The organism is Eubacterium sp. CAG:161, from assembly GCF_000432355.1.
Taxonomy (GTDB): domain Bacteria; phylum Bacillota; class Clostridia; order Lachnospirales; family Lachnospiraceae; genus Eubacterium_G; species Eubacterium_G segne.
In genome coordinates, this window is the sequence record NZ_HF991862.1 from 53,326 (window position 1) to 76,031 (window position 22,706).

Annotated in this window: 36 protein-coding genes; 1 reads left to right on the forward strand and 35 read right to left on the reverse strand. The window is 36.4% G+C overall.

Annotation, left to right across the window (positions count from 1 at the left end; all coding sequences use genetic code 11):
* Positions 1–99: 99 nt before the first annotated feature.
* The 4 genes from truA to Q5O30_RS05470 are packed head-to-tail and all read right to left on the reverse strand — an operon-like array spanning position 100 to position 3,367.
* Positions 100–840: a tRNA pseudouridine(38-40) synthase TruA gene (gene truA, locus Q5O30_RS05455; RefSeq protein ID WP_021952745.1), complete on the reverse strand. Its 741-nt coding sequence runs from the start codon at positions 838–840 to the stop codon at positions 100–102.
* Positions 841–853: 13 nt separating this feature from the next.
* Positions 854–1,660, reverse strand: a complete 807-nt coding sequence (locus Q5O30_RS05460) for an energy-coupling factor transporter transmembrane protein EcfT (protein WP_021952746.1) — start codon at positions 1,658–1,660, stop codon at positions 854–856.
* 5 nt (positions 1,661–1,665) lie between these two features.
* Positions 1,666–2,514: an energy-coupling factor transporter ATPase gene (locus Q5O30_RS05465; RefSeq protein WP_021952747.1), complete on the reverse strand. Its 849-nt coding sequence runs from the start codon at positions 2,512–2,514 to the stop codon at positions 1,666–1,668.
* A 1-nt stretch (position 2,515) separates the two neighbouring features.
* Positions 2,516–3,367, reverse strand: coding sequence for an energy-coupling factor transporter ATPase (locus Q5O30_RS05470; RefSeq protein ID WP_021952748.1), 852 nt, complete (start codon positions 3,365–3,367; stop codon positions 2,516–2,518).
* A 138-nt stretch (positions 3,368–3,505) separates the two neighbouring features.
* Here Q5O30_RS05470 and Q5O30_RS05475 point away from each other — a divergent pair, with 138 nt between their 5' ends.
* Positions 3,506–5,380 carry an LTA synthase family protein gene (locus Q5O30_RS05475; RefSeq protein ID WP_021952749.1) on the forward strand — a complete coding sequence of 625 codons (1,875 nt, stop codon included), beginning with the start codon at positions 3,506–3,508 and terminating at the stop codon, positions 5,378–5,380.
* 58 nt (positions 5,381–5,438) lie between these two features.
* On the opposite strand, the gene Q5O30_RS05480 is transcribed toward Q5O30_RS05475, so the two are convergent.
* The 31 genes from Q5O30_RS05480 to rplD form a co-directional block, all read right to left on the reverse strand.
* Entirely contained in the window at positions 5,439–6,911 is a 1,473-nt protein-coding gene (locus Q5O30_RS05480; protein WP_302674605.1) for a glycosyltransferase family 2 protein, read from the reverse strand.
* A gap of 637 nt (positions 6,912–7,548) precedes the next feature.
* Positions 7,549–8,073, reverse strand: a complete 525-nt coding sequence (locus tag Q5O30_RS05485; protein ID WP_021952751.1) for a bL17 family ribosomal protein — start codon at positions 8,071–8,073, stop codon at positions 7,549–7,551.
* Between the two features lie 101 nt (positions 8,074–8,174).
* Positions 8,175–9,134 (reverse strand): DNA-directed RNA polymerase subunit alpha, encoded by a 960-nt coding sequence (locus Q5O30_RS05490; RefSeq protein WP_021952752.1) that lies wholly within the window; start codon positions 9,132–9,134, stop codon positions 8,175–8,177.
* 71 nt (positions 9,135–9,205) lie between these two features.
* Complete coding sequence (rpsD, locus tag Q5O30_RS05495; RefSeq protein ID WP_021952753.1) at positions 9,206–9,799, reverse strand: 30S ribosomal protein S4; 594 nt, start codon at positions 9,797–9,799, stop codon at positions 9,206–9,208.
* A 15-nt stretch (positions 9,800–9,814) separates the two neighbouring features.
* The gene (gene rpsK, locus Q5O30_RS05500) at positions 9,815–10,210 is read right to left on the reverse strand and encodes a 30S ribosomal protein S11 (protein WP_005362186.1); all 396 of its coding nucleotides are present in this window, start codon (positions 10,208–10,210) and stop codon (positions 9,815–9,817) included.
* Positions 10,211–10,241: 31 nt separating this feature from the next.
* On the reverse strand, positions 10,242–10,610 hold the full coding sequence (gene rpsM, locus Q5O30_RS05505) for a 30S ribosomal protein S13 (protein ID WP_021952754.1): 369 nt from the start codon (positions 10,608–10,610) through the stop codon (positions 10,242–10,244).
* 343 nt (positions 10,611–10,953) lie between these two features.
* Complete coding sequence (gene rpmJ / locus Q5O30_RS05510) at positions 10,954–11,067, reverse strand: 50S ribosomal protein L36 (RefSeq protein WP_118588738.1); 114 nt, start codon at positions 11,065–11,067, stop codon at positions 10,954–10,956.
* A gap of 143 nt (positions 11,068–11,210) precedes the next feature.
* Entirely contained in the window at positions 11,211–11,363 is a 153-nt protein-coding gene (locus Q5O30_RS05515; protein WP_302674606.1) for a hypothetical protein, read from the reverse strand.
* A gap of 30 nt (positions 11,364–11,393) precedes the next feature.
* On the reverse strand, positions 11,394–11,612 hold the full coding sequence (gene infA, locus Q5O30_RS05520; RefSeq protein ID WP_005362190.1) for a translation initiation factor IF-1: 219 nt from the start codon (positions 11,610–11,612) through the stop codon (positions 11,394–11,396).
* 28 nt (positions 11,613–11,640) lie between these two features.
* Positions 11,641–12,390 carry a type I methionyl aminopeptidase gene (gene map / locus Q5O30_RS05525; RefSeq protein WP_021952755.1) on the reverse strand — a complete coding sequence of 250 codons (750 nt, stop codon included), beginning with the start codon at positions 12,388–12,390 and terminating at the stop codon, positions 11,641–11,643.
* Between the two features lie 2 nt (positions 12,391–12,392).
* Positions 12,393–13,037, reverse strand: coding sequence for an adenylate kinase (locus Q5O30_RS05530; protein ID WP_021952756.1), 645 nt, complete (start codon positions 13,035–13,037; stop codon positions 12,393–12,395).
* A gap of 76 nt (positions 13,038–13,113) precedes the next feature.
* Positions 13,114–14,454, reverse strand: coding sequence for a preprotein translocase subunit SecY (gene secY, locus Q5O30_RS05535; protein WP_021952757.1), 1,341 nt, complete (start codon positions 14,452–14,454; stop codon positions 13,114–13,116).
* A gap of 1 nt (position 14,455) precedes the next feature.
* Positions 14,456–14,896 carry a 50S ribosomal protein L15 gene (gene rplO, locus Q5O30_RS05540; RefSeq protein ID WP_021952758.1) on the reverse strand — a complete coding sequence of 147 codons (441 nt, stop codon included), beginning with the start codon at positions 14,894–14,896 and terminating at the stop codon, positions 14,456–14,458.
* Positions 14,897–14,921: 25 nt separating this feature from the next.
* Complete coding sequence (gene rpmD, locus Q5O30_RS05545; RefSeq protein ID WP_021952759.1) at positions 14,922–15,104, reverse strand: 50S ribosomal protein L30; 183 nt, start codon at positions 15,102–15,104, stop codon at positions 14,922–14,924.
* 15 nt (positions 15,105–15,119) lie between these two features.
* Positions 15,120–15,629, reverse strand: a complete 510-nt coding sequence (rpsE, locus tag Q5O30_RS05550) for a 30S ribosomal protein S5 (protein ID WP_021952760.1) — start codon at positions 15,627–15,629, stop codon at positions 15,120–15,122.
* Positions 15,630–15,646: 17 nt separating this feature from the next.
* Positions 15,647–16,015, reverse strand: coding sequence for a 50S ribosomal protein L18 (gene rplR, locus Q5O30_RS05555; protein ID WP_021952761.1), 369 nt, complete (start codon positions 16,013–16,015; stop codon positions 15,647–15,649).
* A gap of 17 nt (positions 16,016–16,032) precedes the next feature.
* Positions 16,033–16,575, reverse strand: coding sequence for a 50S ribosomal protein L6 (rplF, locus tag Q5O30_RS05560; protein WP_021952762.1), 543 nt, complete (start codon positions 16,573–16,575; stop codon positions 16,033–16,035).
* A 24-nt stretch (positions 16,576–16,599) separates the two neighbouring features.
* Positions 16,600–17,001, reverse strand: a complete 402-nt coding sequence (rpsH, locus tag Q5O30_RS05565; RefSeq protein ID WP_021952763.1) for a 30S ribosomal protein S8 — start codon at positions 16,999–17,001, stop codon at positions 16,600–16,602.
* Between the two features lie 27 nt (positions 17,002–17,028).
* Complete coding sequence (locus Q5O30_RS05570) at positions 17,029–17,214, reverse strand: type Z 30S ribosomal protein S14 (RefSeq protein ID WP_021952764.1); 186 nt, start codon at positions 17,212–17,214, stop codon at positions 17,029–17,031.
* A 15-nt stretch (positions 17,215–17,229) separates the two neighbouring features.
* On the reverse strand, positions 17,230–17,769 hold the full coding sequence (gene rplE / locus Q5O30_RS05575; protein ID WP_021952765.1) for a 50S ribosomal protein L5: 540 nt from the start codon (positions 17,767–17,769) through the stop codon (positions 17,230–17,232).
* Between the two features lie 22 nt (positions 17,770–17,791).
* Positions 17,792–18,103, reverse strand: a complete 312-nt coding sequence (rplX, locus tag Q5O30_RS05580; RefSeq protein WP_021952766.1) for a 50S ribosomal protein L24 — start codon at positions 18,101–18,103, stop codon at positions 17,792–17,794.
* A 12-nt stretch (positions 18,104–18,115) separates the two neighbouring features.
* Entirely contained in the window at positions 18,116–18,484 is a 369-nt protein-coding gene (gene rplN / locus Q5O30_RS05585) for a 50S ribosomal protein L14 (RefSeq protein WP_021952767.1), read from the reverse strand.
* A gap of 29 nt (positions 18,485–18,513) precedes the next feature.
* Positions 18,514–18,768: a 30S ribosomal protein S17 gene (gene rpsQ / locus Q5O30_RS05590; RefSeq protein ID WP_021952768.1), complete on the reverse strand. Its 255-nt coding sequence runs from the start codon at positions 18,766–18,768 to the stop codon at positions 18,514–18,516.
* A gap of 34 nt (positions 18,769–18,802) precedes the next feature.
* Positions 18,803–19,012, reverse strand: a complete 210-nt coding sequence (rpmC, locus tag Q5O30_RS05595) for a 50S ribosomal protein L29 (protein WP_021952769.1) — start codon at positions 19,010–19,012, stop codon at positions 18,803–18,805.
* Entirely contained in the window at positions 19,002–19,439 is a 438-nt protein-coding gene (gene rplP, locus Q5O30_RS05600; RefSeq protein ID WP_021952770.1) for a 50S ribosomal protein L16, read from the reverse strand. The genes rpmC and rplP overlap by 11 nt, the downstream gene beginning before the upstream one ends.
* Positions 19,439–20,086, reverse strand: coding sequence for a 30S ribosomal protein S3 (gene rpsC / locus Q5O30_RS05605; RefSeq protein WP_021952771.1), 648 nt, complete (start codon positions 20,084–20,086; stop codon positions 19,439–19,441). Before rpsC ends, rplP begins: the two co-directional genes overlap by 1 nt.
* Positions 20,087–20,101: 15 nt before the next feature.
* Complete coding sequence (gene rplV, locus Q5O30_RS05610; protein ID WP_021952772.1) at positions 20,102–20,488, reverse strand: 50S ribosomal protein L22; 387 nt, start codon at positions 20,486–20,488, stop codon at positions 20,102–20,104.
* Between the two features lie 32 nt (positions 20,489–20,520).
* Entirely contained in the window at positions 20,521–20,799 is a 279-nt protein-coding gene (rpsS, locus tag Q5O30_RS05615) for a 30S ribosomal protein S19 (RefSeq protein WP_021952773.1), read from the reverse strand.
* 13 nt (positions 20,800–20,812) lie between these two features.
* Positions 20,813–21,655, reverse strand: coding sequence for a 50S ribosomal protein L2 (rplB, locus tag Q5O30_RS05620; protein ID WP_021952774.1), 843 nt, complete (start codon positions 21,653–21,655; stop codon positions 20,813–20,815).
* 112 nt (positions 21,656–21,767) lie between these two features.
* Positions 21,768–22,067, reverse strand: coding sequence for a 50S ribosomal protein L23 (rplW, locus tag Q5O30_RS05625; protein ID WP_021952775.1), 300 nt, complete (start codon positions 22,065–22,067; stop codon positions 21,768–21,770).
* On the reverse strand, positions 22,067–22,687 hold the full coding sequence (gene rplD / locus Q5O30_RS05630) for a 50S ribosomal protein L4 (protein WP_021952776.1): 621 nt from the start codon (positions 22,685–22,687) through the stop codon (positions 22,067–22,069). The genes rplW and rplD overlap by 1 nt, the downstream gene beginning before the upstream one ends.
* Between the last annotated feature and the right edge of the window lie 19 nt (positions 22,688–22,706).

The window sequence follows — 22,706 nt, forward strand, 5'->3', positions numbered from 1 at the left end:
TGTGATGTAATTATGTCTTTTAATCATTGGTATACTAGCACTGCAACTATACAAAATCAACATTTTGTTTATTACATTTCTATTACAAAAATTAACAATCTATTCTTGGTATTCAATGCCTACTAAAGTAAGTCCTTTTGCCGGTGCTTTAGGCCCTGCCATGTACCTGTCTTTTGCCTCAATTATCTCCTTTACATGTTCTGGCGGATACACCTTGAGTCCCACCTTCATAAGGGTTCCCACTATTATTCTTACCATATTATAAAGAAAACCGTTTCCACTGATTTTAATTGCTATAATATCATTTTCTTTATTTATGTCTAATTCATAAATTGTTCTCACAGTGGTTTTCACCTGGCTTCCTGCAGAGCAAAAGCTGGCGAAATCATGTTCTCCAACTATATATCCGGCAGCTTCCTTCATCAACTCCACATCCAAAGGCATATATACGAAATGAGTATACAACCTTACCATAGGATTTGGAAATCTGCGGTTTAATATTTTATATTCATATGTTTTTTTACTGTTGCAATATCTTGGATGAAAATCAGTAGATACTTCTTCTGATTTCTGTATTCTAATATCCTCCGGAAGTCTCTGATTCAGTGCAAAACTGATTTTTTCAGGAGGTATTTTTGTTTCCGTATCAAAAACAGCCACATTTCCTATGGCGTGAACCCCTGAGTCAGTTCTGCTTGCACCAATTACCGCAATTTCTTCTCCAAGAAGTCTTGTTAATTCTCTATTTATTATTTCCTCCACCGTAATACCGTTAATCTGTGTCTGCCACCCGCAATAATTAGTTCCGTCGTAGGAAATTATCATTCTTACTCTTTTCATTAAAACCTGCTCTCTATATGAAATATGCAAACACTTTGTCTGCACCTATTACAACTACTATCATACATAAACTTAACGCGTATCCTATGGCATCCCGCTTAGCATATTTTAACGGTTTCATTTTCGTTCTGTTTCCTCCATGATAGCACCTTGCTTCCATTGCCGTTGCCAAGTCAATGGCTCTTCTAAGGGATGATATAAACAATGGAATAAGTATAGGTATTAAACTTTTTGCTTTCTGCAAAATATTTCCCGTATCAAAACTTGCCCCTCTTGCCTTCTGGGCTTTTGTGATTTTGTCTGTTTCCTCCATAAGAGTTGGGATAAAACGCAATGCCAGTGACATTATCATGGCAATTTCGTGAACCGGGAATTTCACTACCTTAAGTAAACCAAATGCCTTTTCCAGCCCGTCTGACAGGTCATTAGGAGTCGTTGTAAGAGTCATTATGGAGGTACATATAATAAGGTATATAAGTCTCACGGAAATATATAGTGCCTTTATAAGTCCCTCTTTTGTTACGGTAAGAAATCCTATTTCCAACAGAACTTCGCCTTTTGTCATAAAAATATTTAATACCACACTAAAAAGCAGTATAAATAAAATTCCCCTGACTCCCTTCAACAGTTTCATAAATGGAATTTTTGAAGCTTTTATAACTGCTGCCATAAATATTGTAAATAATCCATAACCTGCAATTGTATTTATCTGAAAAAGTACAATTATACAAAGCATCGTTCCTGCTAATTTGACTCTTGGGTCAAGTTTGTGAATTATTGAATTTTCGGGATAGTATTGTCCTATAGTAATATTTGCCATTTATCTTATCTCCCTAAACATTTAAGAATGTTTTCCTTTGCTTCTTCAAGATTAATAATATTTTCATCTACGTTGTATCCTGCTTTTTTTAATTCATGCATTACATAAGTTATTTGCGGGGCTGCCAGTCCCACCTTTTCAAGTTTCCTGTAATGGGCAAAAACCTTGTGAGGCACATCATCATACATTACCTCTCCGCCATTCATTACAATTATTCTGTCTGCATAATTTGCCACATCTTCCATGCTGTGGGACACCAGAACCACTCCTATTCCACGTTTTTCCCTTAAATCACTGATACATTGAAGAATTTTATCCCTGCCTTCCGGGTCTAATCCCGCAGTAGGTTCATCAAGAACTAATATTTCCGGATTCATTGCCAGTGTTCCTGCAATTGCCACTCTTCTTTTCTGTCCACCGGACATTTCAAAAGGTGATTTTTCGTACATTTCTTCGCCAATTCCCACCAGTTTCAGTGCCTCTTTAGCCCTAATCCGTGCATCCTCATTACTTAGTCCTTCGTTTTTCGGTCCAAAACAGACGTCCTTTAACACAGTAGCTTCAAACAACTGATGTTCCGGATACTGAAAAACCAAACCTACCTTGCACCTTAATTTTCGCAAATCAAAGTCCTTGTCAAATATATCTTTTCCATCATATAAAACTTTTCCTTCCGTAGGCTTTTCAAGGCCATTAAAATGCTGTATCAAAGTTGACTTTCCGGAGCCTGTGTGACCGATTATGGCCACAAATTCTCCTTTATTTATTTCCAAATCAACATTTTTTATGGCTGCAGTTTCCTGACTTGTTCCTTTTTCATATATATAACTTACATTTTCTAATTTAAGCGACATATTAATTATCTCTTTCCATCTTATTTATCTGTTCTAACAGCTGGTCTACAGTAAGTATTCCATCTTCTATGTCAAGACCGCTTTTCTTTAGCATATAACCTAATTCCGTAACCTGCGGCACCTCAAGTCCATATCCTTTTATTTCGTCCACCCGGGAAAAAATTTCTTTTGGAGTTCCCTGCATTGCCAACTTTCCCTTGTCCATAACAAAGATTTTATCTGCTTTAATTGCTTCATTCATATAATGAGTTATTAAAACAATGGTTATGCCTTTTTCCTTATTAAGCTGATGCAATGTTTTGATAACTTCTCTTCTTCCTACCGGATCAAGCATGGCAGTTGGTTCATCTAAAATAATGCATTTCGGTTCCATGGCTATTATTCCTGCAATTGCCACTCTCTGTTTTTGTCCACCGGAAAGCTTTAAGGGAGATTTGTGCCTGAATTTTGTCATTCCAACGGCACCTAATGCCTTCTCCACTCTTTTCCATATTTCCCCTGTGGGAACCGACATATTTTCCGGGCCAAAGGCAACATCCTCTTCCACCATGGTTGCCACTATCTGGTTATCAGGGTTCTGAAAAACCATTCCTGCCGTCTGTCTTATGTCCCACAAAAGCTTACCATCCCTTGTATCCATATCATCTACCCAGATAGTTCCGTCAGTGGGCATTAACAGGGCATTTATATGTTTAGCCAAAGAAGATTTTCCGGAGCCGTTATGACCTAATATTACAATAAACTGCCCCTGTTCAACATCAAGGGATACTCCGTCAATGGCCCTTACCGTCTCTGTTTCTTCATCAGCTGTTCTATATTCATGAATAAGATTCTTTATATTAATTATTTCCATTTTAGTCTCCGATTAAATTTTGCTACACCACCGCACTTATTTTATTCTATTTAGATTTTTTTTGCAACTTATATGCCAAATATTAGTTTAGACATTTGTAATTATTTATGGTATTTTATTGTGTGGAGGAATATTACAATGATTAATTCAATAAAAAACATAAGTATTAAGTTAAAAAAAGTTATTATCACTAACAAGGTTATTATATTAATGACTCTTCCATTCTTTGCAATGGATATTTTTACTCGTGCTTTCGGTCTTAAAATTTCATATTTTCCGATTTACTATCCGGCTCCTAATATTTTCACTTTATTGTGGATTGTATTTTTTATGGGAATTGTCACTTCCTTAAAAGGAATTGCCGGTAAAATTCTTTACTGGATTTTTTTCATTTTGTCCTTTGGGATGTTTTTGACTAACACCATTTATTATTCCCTTACAGGATTTTATTTTAGTTTTAATCTTACTAAATTGGCTGATGAAGGAAGTTCTTATATATTAGATACTATTGTTCATACAAATCCAGTTATATACATATTTGCCGTAATTGTACTTGTATACACTATTATTGTGGCAAAAAAGTATAAGAAATATGACGAGTTTCGTTTAAAGAGGCTGCTTATTTTTGTGGTGGTTTTTGTTATACTTCATCTTTTAGCACCTCTTATGTTTGGTCACTCCAGTTCAGGGCTTAAGTGGAATAACTTTAAAAAGCCAAGAAGCGTGTACGAAAATTATAGTGACAGCAACAAAAGTATGAGAATATCAGGACTTTATGAATATTCCGTTAGAAACTTTTATTTTACTTTCCTTAAACCTAAGGATAAAATCAGCAAGGAAGATAAAAAGTTTTTAGATGACATATATAATGCAAAAACCGAAGATGAAACTAATTCATATACCGGTCTATTCAAGGACAAGAACGTGATTTTCCTCCAGTTAGAAGGAATGGATACATGGCTTTTAAGCAAAGAAAATACACCTAACCTTTATAATTTACTTAATCACTCCATTAATTTCACGGATCATTATTCCATATATACCGGTGGTGGTTCTACCTTCAATTCAGAATTTGCAGTTAATGCGGGATTTACCACCCCAATATCTTATACTGAAAATGTATATACTTTTAACACTAATACCTTTGACAATTCCATGGCAAGGTTGTTTAAAAAGGCCGGTTACAGTGTTAATGCTTTCCATATGAATTCGGCAGATTTTTATTCCCGTGGCATTAACTACAAAAGCTGGGGATACGATAACTACTATGGTTTAAAGGATATTGCCAAGTATAATAATTTAGATTATGAGTTAGACAGGGAATTGATTCTTAACAAAACATTTTACAATAAGATGTTTAAGCAAAAGGGAAAATTTGTGGATTATATTATTTCTTATTCTCCTCATACACCTTTTACAACCTCCAAAGAGGTGGGAAAGCTTATTGCCGAAAAAAAATACGGTGTAGGTAATGTTCCCGATTTGTCGGAAGAGGAAACTGCCAAATTAATGGTGGGAGAAACAGATTATATGGTAGGTCTTTTAATTCAGGCGTTAAAAGATAATAACCTATACGATAATACAGTTATTGTTGCGTATGCAGACCACTATCTTTACACAATTAATGATAAGTCAGTTCTTGATAAATATAAGGAAACTGACAACAATCTTATTAATCATACACCATTCTTTATATGGAGTAGTGATGTTAAACCAACCGATGTTAATGAGGTTACAATGCAGATGAATATTCTTCCTACTGTGCTTAACCTGTTTGGAATAAAATATAACAGCAATAATTATATTGGAAAGAATGCTTTGGCAGATAATTACCACGGTTTTGCCTTTTTCAGCGATTATTCATGGTATGACGGAAAAGTCTACGTTGAAGATGGAAAAGTCACTAACGGTGGCAAAATCAGTCAAAAGAAGTTAGAACAAATGAGTATTTTGGTAAACGATACCATTAAGAAAAATGATTTAACCTTGAAATATGATTATTTCAGAAAATAATTTTTAATTTATAAAATAAGCTACAGCTTAAGTGTTGCCTTAAACTGTAGCTTATTTTTTATCCTACCTGCTCTTCTATATCTTCAATTGTAATCTTGCTGTTGTGGGGAATTGGCTTCCACTCAACCTTTTTAAACAATGCTACATACTGGGTATATCTTTGTATAATATCAAAAGTAGGCCAGGTAAATACATAAAGTACCTTTCGCCATATGCTAAACTTCGGTATTCTTCTATGCTCAATTATAAACAGATAAACAGCTACCCATATATTCACAAAATATCTTCCTATTCTATAGAATAATCTTATCCATATTGCCAGTAAAATGCTGAAAAAATAAGCTTTTACTCCCGAGTCTAGGGCTACAGTGGTATTACCTGTAAAGTGTCTCACAATGGCAGATAAATATGTATCATTGCTAAAGACGTACATTGTAGCTCCTGTATTCCACGCAACAAAAGGATCAATTATTAATTTCAGTAAAATCCACTTGGCTGCATAGACAATATTTTTAGGAAGAAGTTGTGCAAAAGTATCAAAGGACATAAATCTATGCCTTATGGTTCTTATTAAATAGCTGTACCATTTATCATCTTCATAGTGCTTTGTGTTTTTATCTATGAATATATTTTTAAACAAACCCCATCCACTTTCAGCAAATGCCTGAAGATGCCCCTTAGACCAACGTAACCTTTGTCTCAACGCTACCTTTAAACTAACAGGTTGTTCATCATAGAAGATTGCATCATCATTGTAGGATATTTCATATCCCTCCACAACGCAATCTGCTGTTAATGCCCTATCTTCCGTAAGGGATGTATATTTCCATCCGTCTTTTACTATTTCATTGGAAAACAGAAAACCTGTTCCCTGAATGTTAGTTGCTAAGTGAAGAAGAGAACGGGCTCTATGCCTGTATCGTATTGACCGTAACCAATGAATGGCATATGTGGATGCTATCCAGCTTTCCGTCCAGTTCTTTGTGCTTCTATATGATGTGATTATCTTCTCTCCTGCATCAAAGGAATCATTCATTCTTGAAATATAATCTTTTTTCAGCAAATTGTCTGAGTCAAATATAAAATACCCTTCAAAGGACTCTATGCCATAATCTCTTTGTATTTGTTCAAAAAGATACTTAAGGGCAAATCCTTTGGTTCTCTCTTCAGGATTAAAATGCTCATAGCATATGGCTCCCTTTTCTCTTGCCACCTTTGCTGTATTATCAGTGCAGTTATCTGCCACAACGAATATGGTTATTAGTTCCTGGGGATAGTCCTGCTTTCTTATACTGTTAATAAGATTTGCAATAACCGGTTCCTCATTTCTGGCAGGAATAAGCACTGCATATTTGTGCTGCTTCTTTGCCGGTTTAAATTTTCTGGTGGCAAACAAACCAATAAGCATATATGGTTTATCCTGTATTACAAGAATTCCCATAAATATTCCTACTACATAGCAAATCGCCAACACCGGCGACTTTATATTACACATAAAATCAACGATTCTGTCTATTATAGTCATTGACATAATCCACATGATTCTTTCCTCTCTATTCTGTAAAATCTATTACACTATACTAAGTTATATTAAAAAAAGCAAGTGGGAATGTTTTCATTTATGCACTATATAAAACAGGCTTTTACTTTATTTCTCTATATTACTTGCCACAATAAGTGGTGCGTTCTCCCCTTGTGTACTGTTTGCTATGTAATTATTATATTCCTTTTCATCTAATATCGCATTTCCTAAAATATAATCCTGGGATATCTCATTTCCTTCTGAATGGGTTATTTTATAAAAATACTTATATGTCTTTCCGTTACAAACATACTCATCCCCATATCTCTCGACACTTATTTTATTTATACCTGTGTCATCTTTTGAGGATTTGTTTATTATAGTTATTTCCTTTGCAGCCTTATTGTCAATAAATGCATCAATACTGTCACCTCGTTCTTTCTATACAATTTCTATAGAGTTTTTTTCTTTTAACTTTGTCAAATACAAAAAATAACAAATATTCATGGTTTTCAAAGAACCATGCCCCCACTCTTGTATAGTGCCGTTTATTTTTACTGTTAAACAAAAATAAACAGCCAACTATGTATAACATAATCGACTGTTTGTTTTATTTAATGCGAGCTTAACACTCAATATATTGCTATTATACTAATTCAAGTAATACTTCCATAGCAGCATCACCTTTACGCTGGCCAATCTTAACGATTCTTGTATAGCCACCCTTACGGTCTGCGTACTTAGGAGCAATCTCGTCAAATAACTTCTTAGTTAAATCAACTTTCTTTGCTTCATTCTTCTTGCCAGTTTTGTCTGTTACTGTGTAAAGAACCTTGTTCATCTGGCGTCTAGCATGAAGACGTGAAGGCTGGTCTTTCTTGATAGTCTTCTTTACTTCATCGTAAACTGTTACTTTCTTGCCATCAACTACTTCTTTAACTCTCTTGCCATCTTTATCTTTACGAGCAACTTTAGCTGTAACTTCAACTTCATCAAAGTTATCTTTTTCTTTTACAGCTAATGCAATAAGACCTTCAGCAACCTTGCTAATTTCTTTAGCTCTTGCTTCAGTTGTAACTATTTTGCCGTTATTTAAAAGACTTGTAACCTGACCTCTTATTAAAGCCTTTCTCTGACTTGAAGTTCTTCCAAGTTTTCTATAACCTGCCATTTTCTTACCTCCTGTTTTGTATTGTCACCATTGCTTAATAGTGGCAAATCGTCGGTGGGATATGTATATACCCTGCACCTCCTCTAACAAACTCATGTCTATTAGTTCTCGTCGCCTGGTTTCAATGCAAGGCCGAGTTCTTTTAACTTAGCAAGTACTTCTTCTAATGACTTACGTCCAAGGTTTCTTACCTTCATCATATCATCAGAAGTCTTATTTACTAATTCCTCAACTGTATTGATACCTGCTCTCTTCAAACAATTGTATGAACGAACTGATAACTCTAATTCATCGATGTTCATCTCTAACACTTTATCAATTTCATCATCGACCGGTTCTGCTATAACTTCAATATCCTTTGAAGTATCAGAAAGATCAATAAATAACTTTAAGTGTTCGCAAAGAACTTTTGATGCCAAACTAACAGCTTCATCAGTATCTAATGTTCCATTAGTATAAACATCTAATGTAAGCTTATCAAAGTCTGTAACCTGACCTACACGAGTGTTTTCAACTGACATATTAACTCTCTCTACCGGAGTGTAAATTGAGTCTACAGCGATAACACCGATTGGAAGATTATCATTCTTATTTTTCTCTGAACTTACATAACCTCTACCCTTAGTAATGATTAATTCCATACTAAGTTTGCTATCTGCACCACCACTAAGTGTTGCAATAACTAAATCCGGGTTTAAGATTTCAATATCAGAATCTGTCTGGATATCAGCTGCTGTTACGACCTGGTCTCCAGTTACATCAATATGAGCAATCTTCGGTTCATCTGTTGTACTGTTGTTTTTAATCTCAAGCTGTTTAATGTTCATTACGATTTCCGTAACGTCTTCTTTTACTCCAGGTACTGAACTGAATTCATGAAGAACTCCGTCAATCTTAATCTGGCTTACAGCTGAGCCTGGTAATGATGAAAGCATAATTCTTCTTAATGCATTACCAAGTGTTGTACCATATCCTCTTTCAAGAGGTTCAACTACAAACTTACCATATCTTCCATCATCTGATTTTTCTACTATAATATTTGGTTTCTCAAAATCGAACACTAATTAGCCCCTCCTTTATTGGGAATTGCTTAAGCCTACTGGGAACAATCTTAATAAAATATATGAATATATTATTTAGAATATAATTCGACAATAAGCATCTCATCTACAGGTACATCAATCTCTTCTCTCTTTGGAAGTTCCTTGATTTCACCTTTAAGATTATCCTGGTCTACTTCAACCCATGCTGGGACTGTTCTTCCACCAGTAACTTCGATGATATCTTTATATCTCTGTGAACCTTTGCAGTTCTCTTTGATTTCAATAACATCACCAACTTTGATTAAGTAAGAAGGAATATTTACCTGCTTTCCATTAACCAAAACATGCTTGTGATCTACGATCTGTCTTGCTTCTTTTCTTGTTCTTGCAAATCCCATACGGAATACTACATTGTCAAGTCTTGTTTCAAGCATGATCATAAGATTTTCACCTGTCTGTCCAGGTTTCTTCTGTGCCTTCTGATAGTAATTTCTGAAAGGCTTTTCTAATACACCATAAATGAATTTAGCTTTCTGCTTTTCTCTAAGCTGAAGACCATATTCACTCATCTTTCTGCTTGATCTGTTTAAATTTCTATTTGATTTCTTGTCTATTCCTAAATAAATCGGATCTAAACCAAGTGATCTACATCTTTTAAGAACAGGAACTCTATTTACTGCCATCTTTTCCCTCCTAAATTAGACTCTTCTACGTTTTGGTGGGCGACATCCATTGTGTGGTACTGGAGTTACGTCCTTAATAGATGTAACTTCAAGACCGCATGTAGCAAGGGCACGAATAGCTGCCTCTCTACCTGATCCTGGACCCTTAACCATAACATCTACTGTTTTCAAACCATGTACTAAAGCTGCCTTTGTTGCAGTTTCTGCTGCCATCTGAGCTGCATAAGGAGTAGATTTCTTTGAACCTCTAAATCCCAGACCGCCAGCACTTGCCCATGATAAAGCATTTCCTTCAGCATCTGTCAATGTGACAATTGTATTGTTAAATGATGCCTGTATATGTGCCTGTCCGTGTTCAACGTTTTTCTTAACACGCTTCTTTGTCACTTTCTTTGTAACTTTCTTAGCCATTTTCTAAACTAACCTCCCTTATGGGTTTATACTATTTTTTCTTGTTTGCTACAGTTCTCTTAGGACCTTTTCTTGTTCTGGCATTGTTCTTTGTGTTCTGGCCACGAACAGGAAGTCCACGTCTATGACGGATACCTCTATAGCATCCAATTTCCTGTAATCTCTTAATGTTTAATGCGATTTCTCTTCTTAAATCACCTTCAACTGTCTGACTTGCATCGATAACGTCGCTGATTTTCTTAACTTCTTCGTCAGTTAAATCCTTACAACGTGTGTCAGGATTAACGCCGGCTTCTGATAAGATTCTCTTTGAACTTGAAACACCGATACCATAAATATAAGTCAATCCAATTTCAACTCTCTTTTCTCTTGGTAAATCAACACCTGAAATACGAGCCATATGAATAACCTCCATTAGTTAAATTGTATGAATCTTCAAAATACGTAGCCCGTGTTTCCACGTCTGAAATGTTGTACGCTCCCAAAAATTCATATTTGTAAGTTTCAAACGAATAACCGGTTCAGCAAATTACCAGTCATTCTTTCTGAAAATATAAATCAATTATATCTTCTTTATTTCATAGTAACGTATATATAAAATATAGTTACTGCAGCCGCAAATTCGTAGTAAAACTACCTGATGCTCTCTAAATATAGCATCATTAATACGGTTAATACCGCATTACAATAAACAGCACAAATAAGTGAACAATATGTATCATTCACTTCTTTTCCGGATTAAATTAACCCTGACGCTGTTTGTGCTTAGGATTCTCGCAAATAATTCTTACGATTCCTTTTCTTTTAATGACTTTGCATTTTTCGCATATTGGTTTAACTGATGATCTAACTTTCACAGTAAATCCTCCTTCCACAAAAAAGTCCGAATATAATGTTATCATAAGATTATAATTATTACAAGGACTTTTTTTCAAAAAAATTATATTTTTTAGTTACTCTATAAAAAGCTGCACCAATTACAGCCTTTCTTCCTCTTAAGCTACGCCAACTCAATTCCGCTTCGCTTCATTGACCTTTCGCTTCTCTTCCTTATAAGCTGCGCCAGCTCAATTCCGCTTCGCTTCATTTCGCTGCGGGGCATACGCCCCATAATAATAAAATTTTGTGCAAGGGTTTGTATGTAAACATCCAAACCCTTTTACAAATTTTATTATTGCGCAGCTTATTTATCACGCCATATGATTCTTCCTTTTGAAAGGTCATATGGAGACATTTCTATTGTTACTTTATCTCCAGGGAGTATTTTGATATAGTTCATTCTAAGCTTACCGCTGATATGTGCGAGCACTATATGTCCGTTTTCAAGCTCTACCCTGAACATCGCATTTGGCAATTTTTCTACAACTGTTCCTTCTATTTCAATTACATCTGCCTTTGACATGATTTCATTCCTCCACTTTTATAGTCTTTTACAGTGTTAATATTTCCGGCTCTCCCTTTGTTATAAGAACCGTGTTTTCATAATGTGCTGCCAATGATCCATCGTCTGTAACCACTGTCCAGTCATCATCCATAAATGCCACATCTGCTCTTCCCATATTAATCATAGGTTCAATACAAAGTGTCATTCCTGCCTGTAACTTCATTCCTCTTCTTCTTTGTCTGAAATTCGGAATCTGCGGATCTTCATGCATTTCTCTTCCAATGCCATGACCTACCAAATCCCTGACAACTCCATATCCGAATTGATCAACATAATCATTTATAGCTGCTGATATTTCGTATAAGTGGCATCCCTCTTTTGCAAACTTAATTCCCTCGAAAAAGCTTTGCTTTGTTACCTCTAACAATTGTTTTGCATCATTACTTATTTCCCCAACAGGCAATGTTCTTGCACAATCTGACTGGTAACCTTTATAGCTTAAGCAAAAATCAAGACTTACAATGTCGCCATTGTCCACAAAGTGATCTTTTCTAGGTATTCCATGAACGACTTCGTCATTTACTGATACACACAACGCTGCCGGAAATCCTTCATATCCTTTACATGTTGGAATACAGCCATAGCTTCTTATTAACTCTTCTCCAATTTTGTCAATTTGATAAGTACTCATGCCCGGCTTTATTTCTTTTGCCAGTTCCTCATGAACCTTGGCAATGTATTTGCCGGCCTGACGCATAAGTTCAATTTCTCTTTCTGATTTAATTGTAACTGCCATTTTTATGCTCCTAAAATATCAACAATTGCATTGAATACATCCTTCATGTCAACTGTTCCATCAACACTCTTTAAAATTCCCTGTTCATTATAGTAATCTATAAGTGGCTGTGTCTGATTGTGATATACTTCAAGTCTGTTTAATACTGTTTCAGGCTTATCATCATCTCTTACAATAAGCTCTTCTCCACACTTATCGCACACACCTTCAACCTTTGTCGGGCTGTATACTACATGATATGTTGCTCCACAGCCTACACATGCTCTTCTTCCACCCATTCTCTTTACAATGTTTTCATCCGGTACGTCAACATCTATTGCGAAGTCAACTTTTTCACCCTTAGCTTTTAATGCTGTATCAAGAGCTTCTGCCTGTGGAATTGTTCTTGGGAATCCGTCTAAAACATATCCGTTTTTGCAATCATCCTGTTTAAATCTATCCATAATTAAGTCTAATGTTAATTCATCAGGAACCAACTGTCCCTTATCCATATAAGACTTAGCTTTTTTTCCTAATTCTGTTCCATTTTTAATATTTGCTCTAAAAATATCTCCTGTTGAGATATGTGGAATGCTGTATTTTTCAGCAATCATCTTTGCCTGTGTTCCTTTTCCGGCTCCAGGTGCGCCTAACATAATAATTTTCATATTTTTTTCCTCACACAATAAACAATAGTAGTTTTAGGGGGCAGCATAAGCCGTCCCCTAAATTATCTGATATCTTCTAGAATATTCCTCTGACTGTACTGTAACTGCGTTCTGAAACCATTGACTTAATAGTCTGAAGTGTTTCAAGAATAACACCTACGATAATGATAATTGATGTACCGCCAAATCCAACTTTTGCTCCTGTTACACCTGAAGCAACGATTGGAATAACCGCTACAATAAGGAGTCCTACTGCACCGATTAAAATTATATAATTTAATATCTGTGTCAAATATTCAACTGTTGGCTTACCGCTTCTGATTCCCGGTATAAAACCACCTCTGTCATTAAGGTTTTTAGCAACCTCACGAGGGTTAAATGTTATTGATGTGTAGAAATATGCAAAGAAAATAATAAGTAATATATATACTACAAATCCTATAGAATATTTCATATTCGCCGGATTACACCAATATGACTGACTAAGATAATGAGCCCATTCCGGATCTTTTCCGAAGAACTGAGCAATTACAACAGGGAACTGTAATAATGATGATGCGAAGATAATTGGAATAACTCCGGCAGTGTTAACCTTAAGAGGTATGTTTGACTGCTGTCCGCCAACCTGTCTTCTTCCCTGTACTTTTTGTGACATCTGCACTGCAATTTTTCGTGTTGCCCCCTGAAGGATTACTACAAGAACGATAATTCCCACAACTACTCCGATAATAATCAAAGCTGAAAGGCCTCTCATTCCTGGAGATATACCATCTTTAGCAACAAAGTTTGTAAATAAGTTGGCAATATCACTTGGCATACCTGAAACGATATTAATTGTAAGTACAATAGAAATACCATTTCCTACACCCTTTTCTGTGATTTGTTCACCAATCCACATAAGAACTGCTGAACCGGCTGTCATTGCCAAAATTCCTGTTACAATTACTCCCCATTTTCTTATGGCATGCATATCACCATACTTAATAGCGTCTGTATCAAATATTCCCTGATTTGCAAATCCAATAATCATGGCAGTTGACTCGATTAATGCAAGAGCAACTGTTAAATATCGTGTAACTTCTGCTAATTTCTTTCTGCCTTCTTCTCCATCTTTCTGAAGTTCATCAAGTTTTGGAATAGCAATTGTTAATAACTGCACGATAATAGATGCAGTGATGTACGGTGTAATGCTCAAAGCAAACACCGACATCTTTTCCATTGATCCACCAGTGATGGCAGTAAAGAAACTAAAGTTTTCATTTGAGAAATTGCTCATAATATCTTTTATTGCATCACCGTTTACAAATGGAATAGGTATCTGACTACCTAATCTTACAACTATTAACATCAGAAATGTATAAAGTAATCTTTTTCTTATCTCTTTAACTTTTAATGCTTTCTTTAAGGTTTCTAACATATTAGATCACCTCACAAGTTCCACCTGCGGCTTCAATCTTTGACTTAGCACCTTCACTAAAAGCATCAACTTTTACTGTAAGTTTCTTAGTGATTTCACCATTACCAAGTATCTTAACACCGTCTCTAGGATTTTTGATTACCCCAGCCTCAAGTAATGTTTCTACAGTTACTACTGTATCATTGTCAAATCTTTCCAAAGCTGTAACATTAATTCCTACAATGTTCTTTGTATTAATATTTGTGAAGCCTCTCTTTGGGATTCTTCTGTATAATGGCATCTGACCACCTTCAAAACCTGGTCTAGGGCTTCCTGAACGTGCTTTCTGTCCTTTATGACCTTTACCGGCTGTCTTGCCATTTCCTGAACCATGTCCACGGCCTCTTCTGAAATTATCACTATGTTTTGAGCCCTCAGCAGGCTTTAAGTTTGATAAATCCATTGTCGCACCTCCTTATCTAATTAGATTAAATTTCTTCAACTTTAACTAAATGTCTAACCCTCTGAATCATACCTCTGACTGCAGCATTGTCAGGCATTTCGACTGTCTTGTTAAGCTTTGTAAGTCCTAAAGCTTCTGCAGTCTTCTTGTTTTTTGGAACTGCTCCAATTGTTGATTTTACTAAAGTAATTTTTAATTTATCTGCCATTTTCATTTCCTCCTATTAGCCTAAAATCTCTTCTACAGTTTTACCGCGAAGTGAAGCTACTTCTTCCGGAGTCTTTAATGCAGCTAATCCTTCAATTGTAGCAAGAACTACATTCTGCTTATTCTTTGAACCTAAAGACTTTGTACGGATATTTGTGATTCCGGCAAGTTCTGCAACACTACGTGCAGGGCCTCCGGCGATAACACCAGTACCTTCCTTAGCTTTCTTAAGAAGTACTTCAGCACTTCCGAATTTTCCAATAACATCGTATGGAATACTGTTATTCTCATCTACAGGAACAGTAATAAGGTTCTTAATAGCATCTTCTTTACCTTTACGAATTGCTTCAGGAATTTCAGCTGCTTTTCCTAAACCTGCACCAACGTGTCCATGTTTATCACCAACTACTACTAAAGCTGCGAAACGCATATTACGTCCACCCTTTACTACCTTAGTAACACGTTTGATTGATACTACTGTCTCTTCTAATTCTAACTGACTTGCATCAATTATCTCACGTTTCATGTGTGTTACCTCCTCAACTAAAATTCCAGTCCAGCTTCTCTAGCTGCATCAGCTAATGCCTGAACTTTACCCTGGTATATAAAGCCGCCTCTGTCGAAAACAACTTCCTTAATACCCTTTTCTACTGCTCTTTCTCCGATAACCTTACCAACATATGCTGCGGCATCAACGTTATTAGTCTTTTCTAACTCTTTCTTAATGTCAGCTTCTAATGTAGATGCTGCAACGAGAGTTTTTCCAACTGTATCGTCAATAATCTGAGCATACATATGATTATCACTTCTAAAAACTGCTAAACGTGGGCACTCTGTTGTTCCACTTAAATGATTACGCAGTCTGTTATGTTTCTTAACGCGAACTTCGCTTCTAGATTTCTTACTAACCATCGTCTACACTCCTTTAATTATTTCTTACCAGTCTTACCAACTTTACGTCTGATAACTTCTGTTTCATATTTGATACCTTTGCCCTTGTATGGTTCAGGAGCTCTCTTGCTTCTGATTTCAGCAGCATACTGGCCAACTTTTTCTTTATCAATACCTTTTACAGTGATCTTATTCTGTCCGTCTAAAACAGTTTCGATTCCTTCAGGATCTTCCATTTCAACCGGATGTGAATAACCAAGTGAAAGAACTAACTTCTTTCCCTGCTTCTGTGCTCTGTAACCAACACCGTTTACTTCTAATACCTTAGTATAACCCTCTGTTACACCAATGATCATGTTGTAAATAAGTGTTCTTGTAAGACCATGTAAAGATTTGTTTTTCTTTAAGTCATTTGGTCTTGTTACAACGACATTGTCGCCGTCTAATTTAATGTCCATAGCCTCAGGTAAAACTCTTGAGAGTTCTCCCTTTGGTCCCTTGACAGTCACTTTATTATTTTCTGCTATATCAACAGTTACTCCTGCCGGTACAGCGATAGGCATTCTTCCTATACGTGACATTTCGCCTTACCTCCTAATTTTTATTTACCAAACGAATGCGAGAACTTCTCCACCTACGTTTGCTTTTCTTGCTTCCTTATCTGTAATCACACCTTTGTTTGTTGAGATGATAGCTACTCCAAGTCCACCGAGAACTCTTGGTAATTCATCTTTTCCGGCATAAACACGAAGACCCGGTTTTGAAATCTTCTTGATTCCTGTAATAACCTTATCGTTTTTGTCCTTACCGTATTTCAATGTGATTCTGATTGTTTTGAAGTTTCCTTCTTCTATAATATCATACTTTTTGATATATCCTTCATTTAAAAGAATGTCAGCAATAGCTAATTTCATCTTTGATGCAGGAACATCTACAGTATCATGTTTTGCAGTATTTGCATTACGAATTCTTGTAAGCATATCTGCGATTGGATCACTCATAGTCATAGTTTACTTCCTCCTTCAAATTTTCTCTTACCAGCTTGCTTTCTTTACGCCTGGGATCTGTCCCTTGTATGCTAATTCACGGAAGCAAATTCTGCAGATTCCGTATTTCTTTAAATAAGCATGTGGACGACCACAGATTCTACAACGGTTATAAGCCTGTGTAGAGAACTTAGCTTTTCTTTGCTGTTTAACTTTCATAGCAGTTCTAGCCATGGATCTACCTCCTAATTACTTTGCAAATGGCACATTAAATAATGTCAATAATTCACGAGCTTCTTCATCTGTGTTAGCTGTTGTAACAAAAATAATGTCCATACCTCTAACCTTATCAACCTTATCATATTCAATTTCAGGGAAGATAATCTGCTCTTTAATTCCAAGTGCATAATTTCCTCTTCCATCAAATGCGTTAGGGTTAACACCTCTAAAGTCTCTTACACGAGGAAGTGCAAGATTTACTAATCTGTCTAAGAATTCGTACATCTTATCTCCTCTAAGAGTTACTTTACATCCGATTGGCTGTCCTTCTCTTAACTTGAAGTTAGCTACTGAATTTTTAGCTCTTGTAATAACTGCTTTCTGACCTGTAATTGTCTCAAGATCCTTAACAGCTGTATCTAAAATTTTATGGTTTTCTTTAGCTTCGCCAACACCCATGTTTATTACAATCTTATCGAGCTTTGGAATCTGCATTACGTTCTTATATTCGAACTTTTTCTGCATAGCGTCCATAATCTCGTTTAAATAAGTTTCTTTAAGTCTGCTCACTTTTTCGGACCTCCTCTCTTAATTAATCGATTACGCTGCCATTTTTCTTGGCAATACGTACTTTCTTTCCATCTTCAACTTTAAATCCAACTCTTGTTACCTGTCCTTTAACAACAAGCATAACGTTAGAAATGTGAATAGGTCCTTCCTGTGTGATGATGCCACCATTCTGATTCTGAGCACTTGGTTTTGTGTGCTTTGTATGCATGTTGACACCTTCGACTGTTACAGTTCCGTTCTTAACGTCTACTGCACTAACTTTTCCTTCTTTACCTTTGTCTTTACCGGCAATAACTCTAACTGTATCACCTTTTTTAATCTTCATAGCTGACATTATGCATACCTCCTATAAAACTTCAGGTGCCAAAGAAACAATCTTCATAAACTGTTTGTCTCTTAACTCTCTGGCAACCGGCCCAAAAATACGAGTTCCTCTTGGGGTCTTATCATCTTTTATAATTACAGCAGCATTTTCGTCAAATCTGATGTATGAACCATCTTTACGACGAGCGCCCTTAACAGAACGAACTACTACAGCTTTAACAACGTCACCTTTTTTAACAACTCCACCTGGTGTTGCATCTTTAACAGTAGCAACGATGATATCACCAATATTAGCATATCTTCTAGTAGATCCGCCCATTACTCTGATTGTAAGTAATTCTTTAGCGCCTGTATTATCAGCGACCTTAAGTCTACTTTCCTGTTGAATCATGCTGTATTCCTCCTATCTCTATATAAGGCCTATTTAGCCTTTTCAATAATTTCAACAAGTCTCCATCTCTTATCTTTAGAAAGTGGTCTTGTTTCCATAACTTTTACTGTATCACCAATACCGCACTGGTTTTCTTCGTCGTGAGCCTTTAATTTGTAAGTTCTCTTAACGATTTTGTTATATAAAGGATGCTTTACATGATCCTCTACAGCAACAACGATTGTCTTATCCATCTTGTCGCTGACAACTTTTCCTGTACGTGTCTTTCTTAAATTTCTTTCCACAACAATTCTCCTTTCTTATTGGATTAACCTGTAACTATTCAGCAGCATTTGCCTTTTCAACTATTAAAGTCTGAATTCTGGCAATGTTTTTTCTAACTTCTTTAATTCTGCTTGTGTTATCTAACTGGTTTGTTGCGTTCTGGAATCTTAAATTGAAAAGTTCCTTCTTAGCAGCTACTAATTCCTCTTGTAAATCTGCAGCTGATTTACCTCTTAAATCTTCTACATAATCCTTAATTTTCACTGTTATCACCGCCTTCTAAATCTTCACGAGATACAACCTTGCATTTAATTGGAAGTTTGTGTGTTGCAAGACGTAATGCTTCTCTTGCTGTTTCTTCCGGAACACCGGCAATTTCAAACATTACTCTGCCCGGCTTAACTACTGCTACCCAATATTCAAGTGCACCTTTACCTTTACCCATTCGAGTTTCAGCTGGTGTTGCTGTTACCGGCTTATCTGGGAAAATCTTAATCCAAACTTTACCACCACGCTTTACGTAACGTGTCATTGCGATTCTGGCTGCTTCAATCTGATTTGACTTAATCCAGCCCGGTTCCATTGCTACGATACCGTATTCACCATATGAAATCTTGTTTCCTCTAGTTGCCTTTCCTCTCATAGAACCACGGAACTGTTTTCTATGTTTAACTCTTTTTGGCATTAACATTATTTATCGCTCCCTTCTTTAGTTGGAAGTATTTCGCCGTTGTAAATCCAAACCTTTACACCTACTTTTCCGTAAGTTGTATCAGCTTCCGCGAAACCATAGTCGATATCAGCACGTAATGTCTGAAGTGGAATAGTACCTTCGCTATAAAACTCAGTACGAGCCATATCAGCTCCACCAAGACGACCTGAAACAGATGTCTTGATTCCTAACGCACCGCTCTTCATTGTTCTGGACATTGCTGACTTCATAGCTCTTCTGAATGATACACGGTTTTCTAACTGTGTAGCAATGTTTTCAGCTACTAACTGAGCATCTTTGTCAGGTCTCTTAACGTCCTTAACGTCCATAAATAACTTCTTTCCTGTCATTTTCTGAACTTCAGCTTTTACTTTTTCAATTTCAGCACCGCCCTTACCGATTACGAGACCAGGCTTAGCTGTATAAACATTAACTCTTACTCTATCAGATGATCTTTCGATTTCAATCTTAGAAACACCTGTGTTGTATAATTTCTTCTTAAGGTATGTTCTGATGTTATAATCTTCGATTAAGTTATCTGCAAAATCTGCTTCTGCATACCACTTTGAGTCCCAGTCTTTAATAACTCCGACTCTTAATCCATGTGGATTAACTTTCTGTCCCATACTTTGCCTCCTATCTTATCTCTCATCAAGCACTACTGTAATGTGGCTGTTTCTCTTTAATATTCTATAAGCTCTACCCTGTGCTCTAGGTTTAATTCTCTTCATTGTAGGTGCTGAATTTGCATAGCATTCTGCAATGTAAAGTTTACTAACATCCATGTTATTGTTGTTTTCAGCATTTGCAATTGCTGAATTTAATAATTTTAAAATTACACTTGATGCGTATCTTGGATTGTATGTGAGAATACCGATAGCACTCTGAACATCCTTTCCTCTGATGGCATCTAATACGAAGCATGCTTTCTGTACAGACACTCTAGCGTAAGATAATTTTGCTGATGGTCTTGTATCTTTATTAGCATTTCTTTCTCTCTTTATCTGGGATCTATGTCCTTTTGCCATAGATGAGACCTCCTTTCAAATTCTAAAGGGTATTATTTCTTACCCTTCTTTTCATCTTTTCCATGTCCTCTGTAAGTTCTAGTAGAAACAAATTCACCAAGTTTATGTCCAACCATATCTTCTGTAACATATACAGGAACATGCTTTCTACCATCATGGACAGCGATTGTGTGTCCAACCATCTGTGGGAAAATTGTTGAACGTCTTGACCAAGTCTTAACAACTGACTTGTCGCCTGATTCGTTCATAGCATCAATTTTCTTTAATAAGCTCTCATCCGCAAATGGGCCTTTTTTTAATGATCTAGCCATTAGTTTCTACCTCCTATTTCATGTTCTTTCCGTCACGTCTTCTAACGATCATCTTGTTAGACTTCTTATTCTTTTTACGAGTCTTCAAACCAAGAGCCGGTTTGCCCCAAGGTGTACATGGGCCCGGACGACCAACTGGTGCACGTCCTTCACCACCACCGTGTGGATGGTCATTAGGGTTCATAACAGAGCCACGAACTGTAGGTCTGATACCCATATTACGCTTACGTCCTGCTTTACCAATGTTTACAAGACCGTGTTCAATGTTTCCAACTGTACCGATTGTTGCACGGCAAACGATAGGAACCATTCTCATTTCTCCTGAAGGAAGTCTAAGTGTAGCATACTTTCCTTCTTTAGCCATTAACTGAGCTACGTTTCCAGCAGCACGTACTAACTGTCCGCCCTTTCCAGGATATAACTCAATGTTATGAATTTCTGTACCAACCGGGATAGCTGATAATGGTAAGCAGTTACCAACTTTAACATCAGCATTTTCACCGTTCATAAGTACGTCGCCAACCTTTAATCCGCTTGGAGCAAGGATATAAGCCTTTTCTCCATCAGCATAGCTAATTAATGCAATATTAGCTGTTCTGTTTGGATCGTACTCGATACTCTTAACTGTTGCCGGAACATCAACTTTATTTCTCTTAAAATCGATGATTCTGTATTTTCTTCTAGATCCACCACCGTGGTGTCTAACTGTTATTTTACCCTGATTGTTACGACCAGCTGTTTTCTTAAGAGATTTTGTTAAAGACTTCTCTGGAGTAGCCTTTGTAATCTCAACGTTATCAAGCATGGTCATAGCTCTTCTTGAAGGTGTATATGGGTTAAATGTCTTAATTCCCATTTTATTTCTCCTTTCAAAATCAAACTAGATTTATTATCACGCTTCTATTGCGTTTAACATTACGACAGATTATTTATCTGCCCAAGTGATAAGTCTCCTTTTCACTTTTATCTTACAGTCCTGCAAAGATTTCAATATCAGCGCTATCTTCCGTTAACTGAACAATAGCTTTCTTTCTCTTTGCTGTCTTTCCTGTAACATATCCTCTTCTACGGTTCTTACCGTCTAAGTTCATTGTGTTAACCTTAGCAACCTTTGCTCCTTCGAACATTTTTTCAACTGCTTCCTTAACCTGAACCTTTGTTGCGTCTGTGTGAACGTAGAATGTGTATTTCTTTTCTGACATAGCGTTCATACTCTTCTCTGTAATTACAGGAGCGAGTATAACGTCATAATACTTAAGGTCTGCCATTATGCGTACACCTCCTCAATTGTTTCTACAGCTGCTTTTTCAACAACTACTGTATCGTACTTAAGGATGTCGTATACATTAATAGTATTTGTTAAAGCTGTCTTTACTGTAGGGATGTTCTTAGCTGACTTTACAACATTTGCATCGTTCTCGCTTAATACTACTAAAGCTTTGTTAGCTTTTAAGTTAGCCATAACCTTTGCAAATTCTTTTGTCTTTGGAGCTTCAAGCTTAAGCTCGTCAACTACGATTAATTTTCCTTCGTTAACTCTTGATGTCAATGCTGACTTAAGAGCAATTCTCTTTTCTTTCTTATTCATCTTAAATGAATAATCTCTAGGCGTTGGAGCAAATACAACTCCGCCACCTGTCCACTGTGGAGATCTTGTTGAACCCTGTCTTGCATGACCTGTTCCTTTCTGTCTCCATGGCTTTCTTCCGCCACCGCTAACCTCTGAACGGGTTTTAGCTTTCTGTGTACCCTGACGGTTATTTGCGAGCTGGTTCAATACTGCCTGATGTACTAAGTTTTCATTAACTTCAACACCAAATACTGCATCGCTAAGTTCTATTGTTCCAACTTCGCTTCCTTCCATATTTAAAACAGATACTGTTGCCATCTGTGTGTTCCTCCTTTCA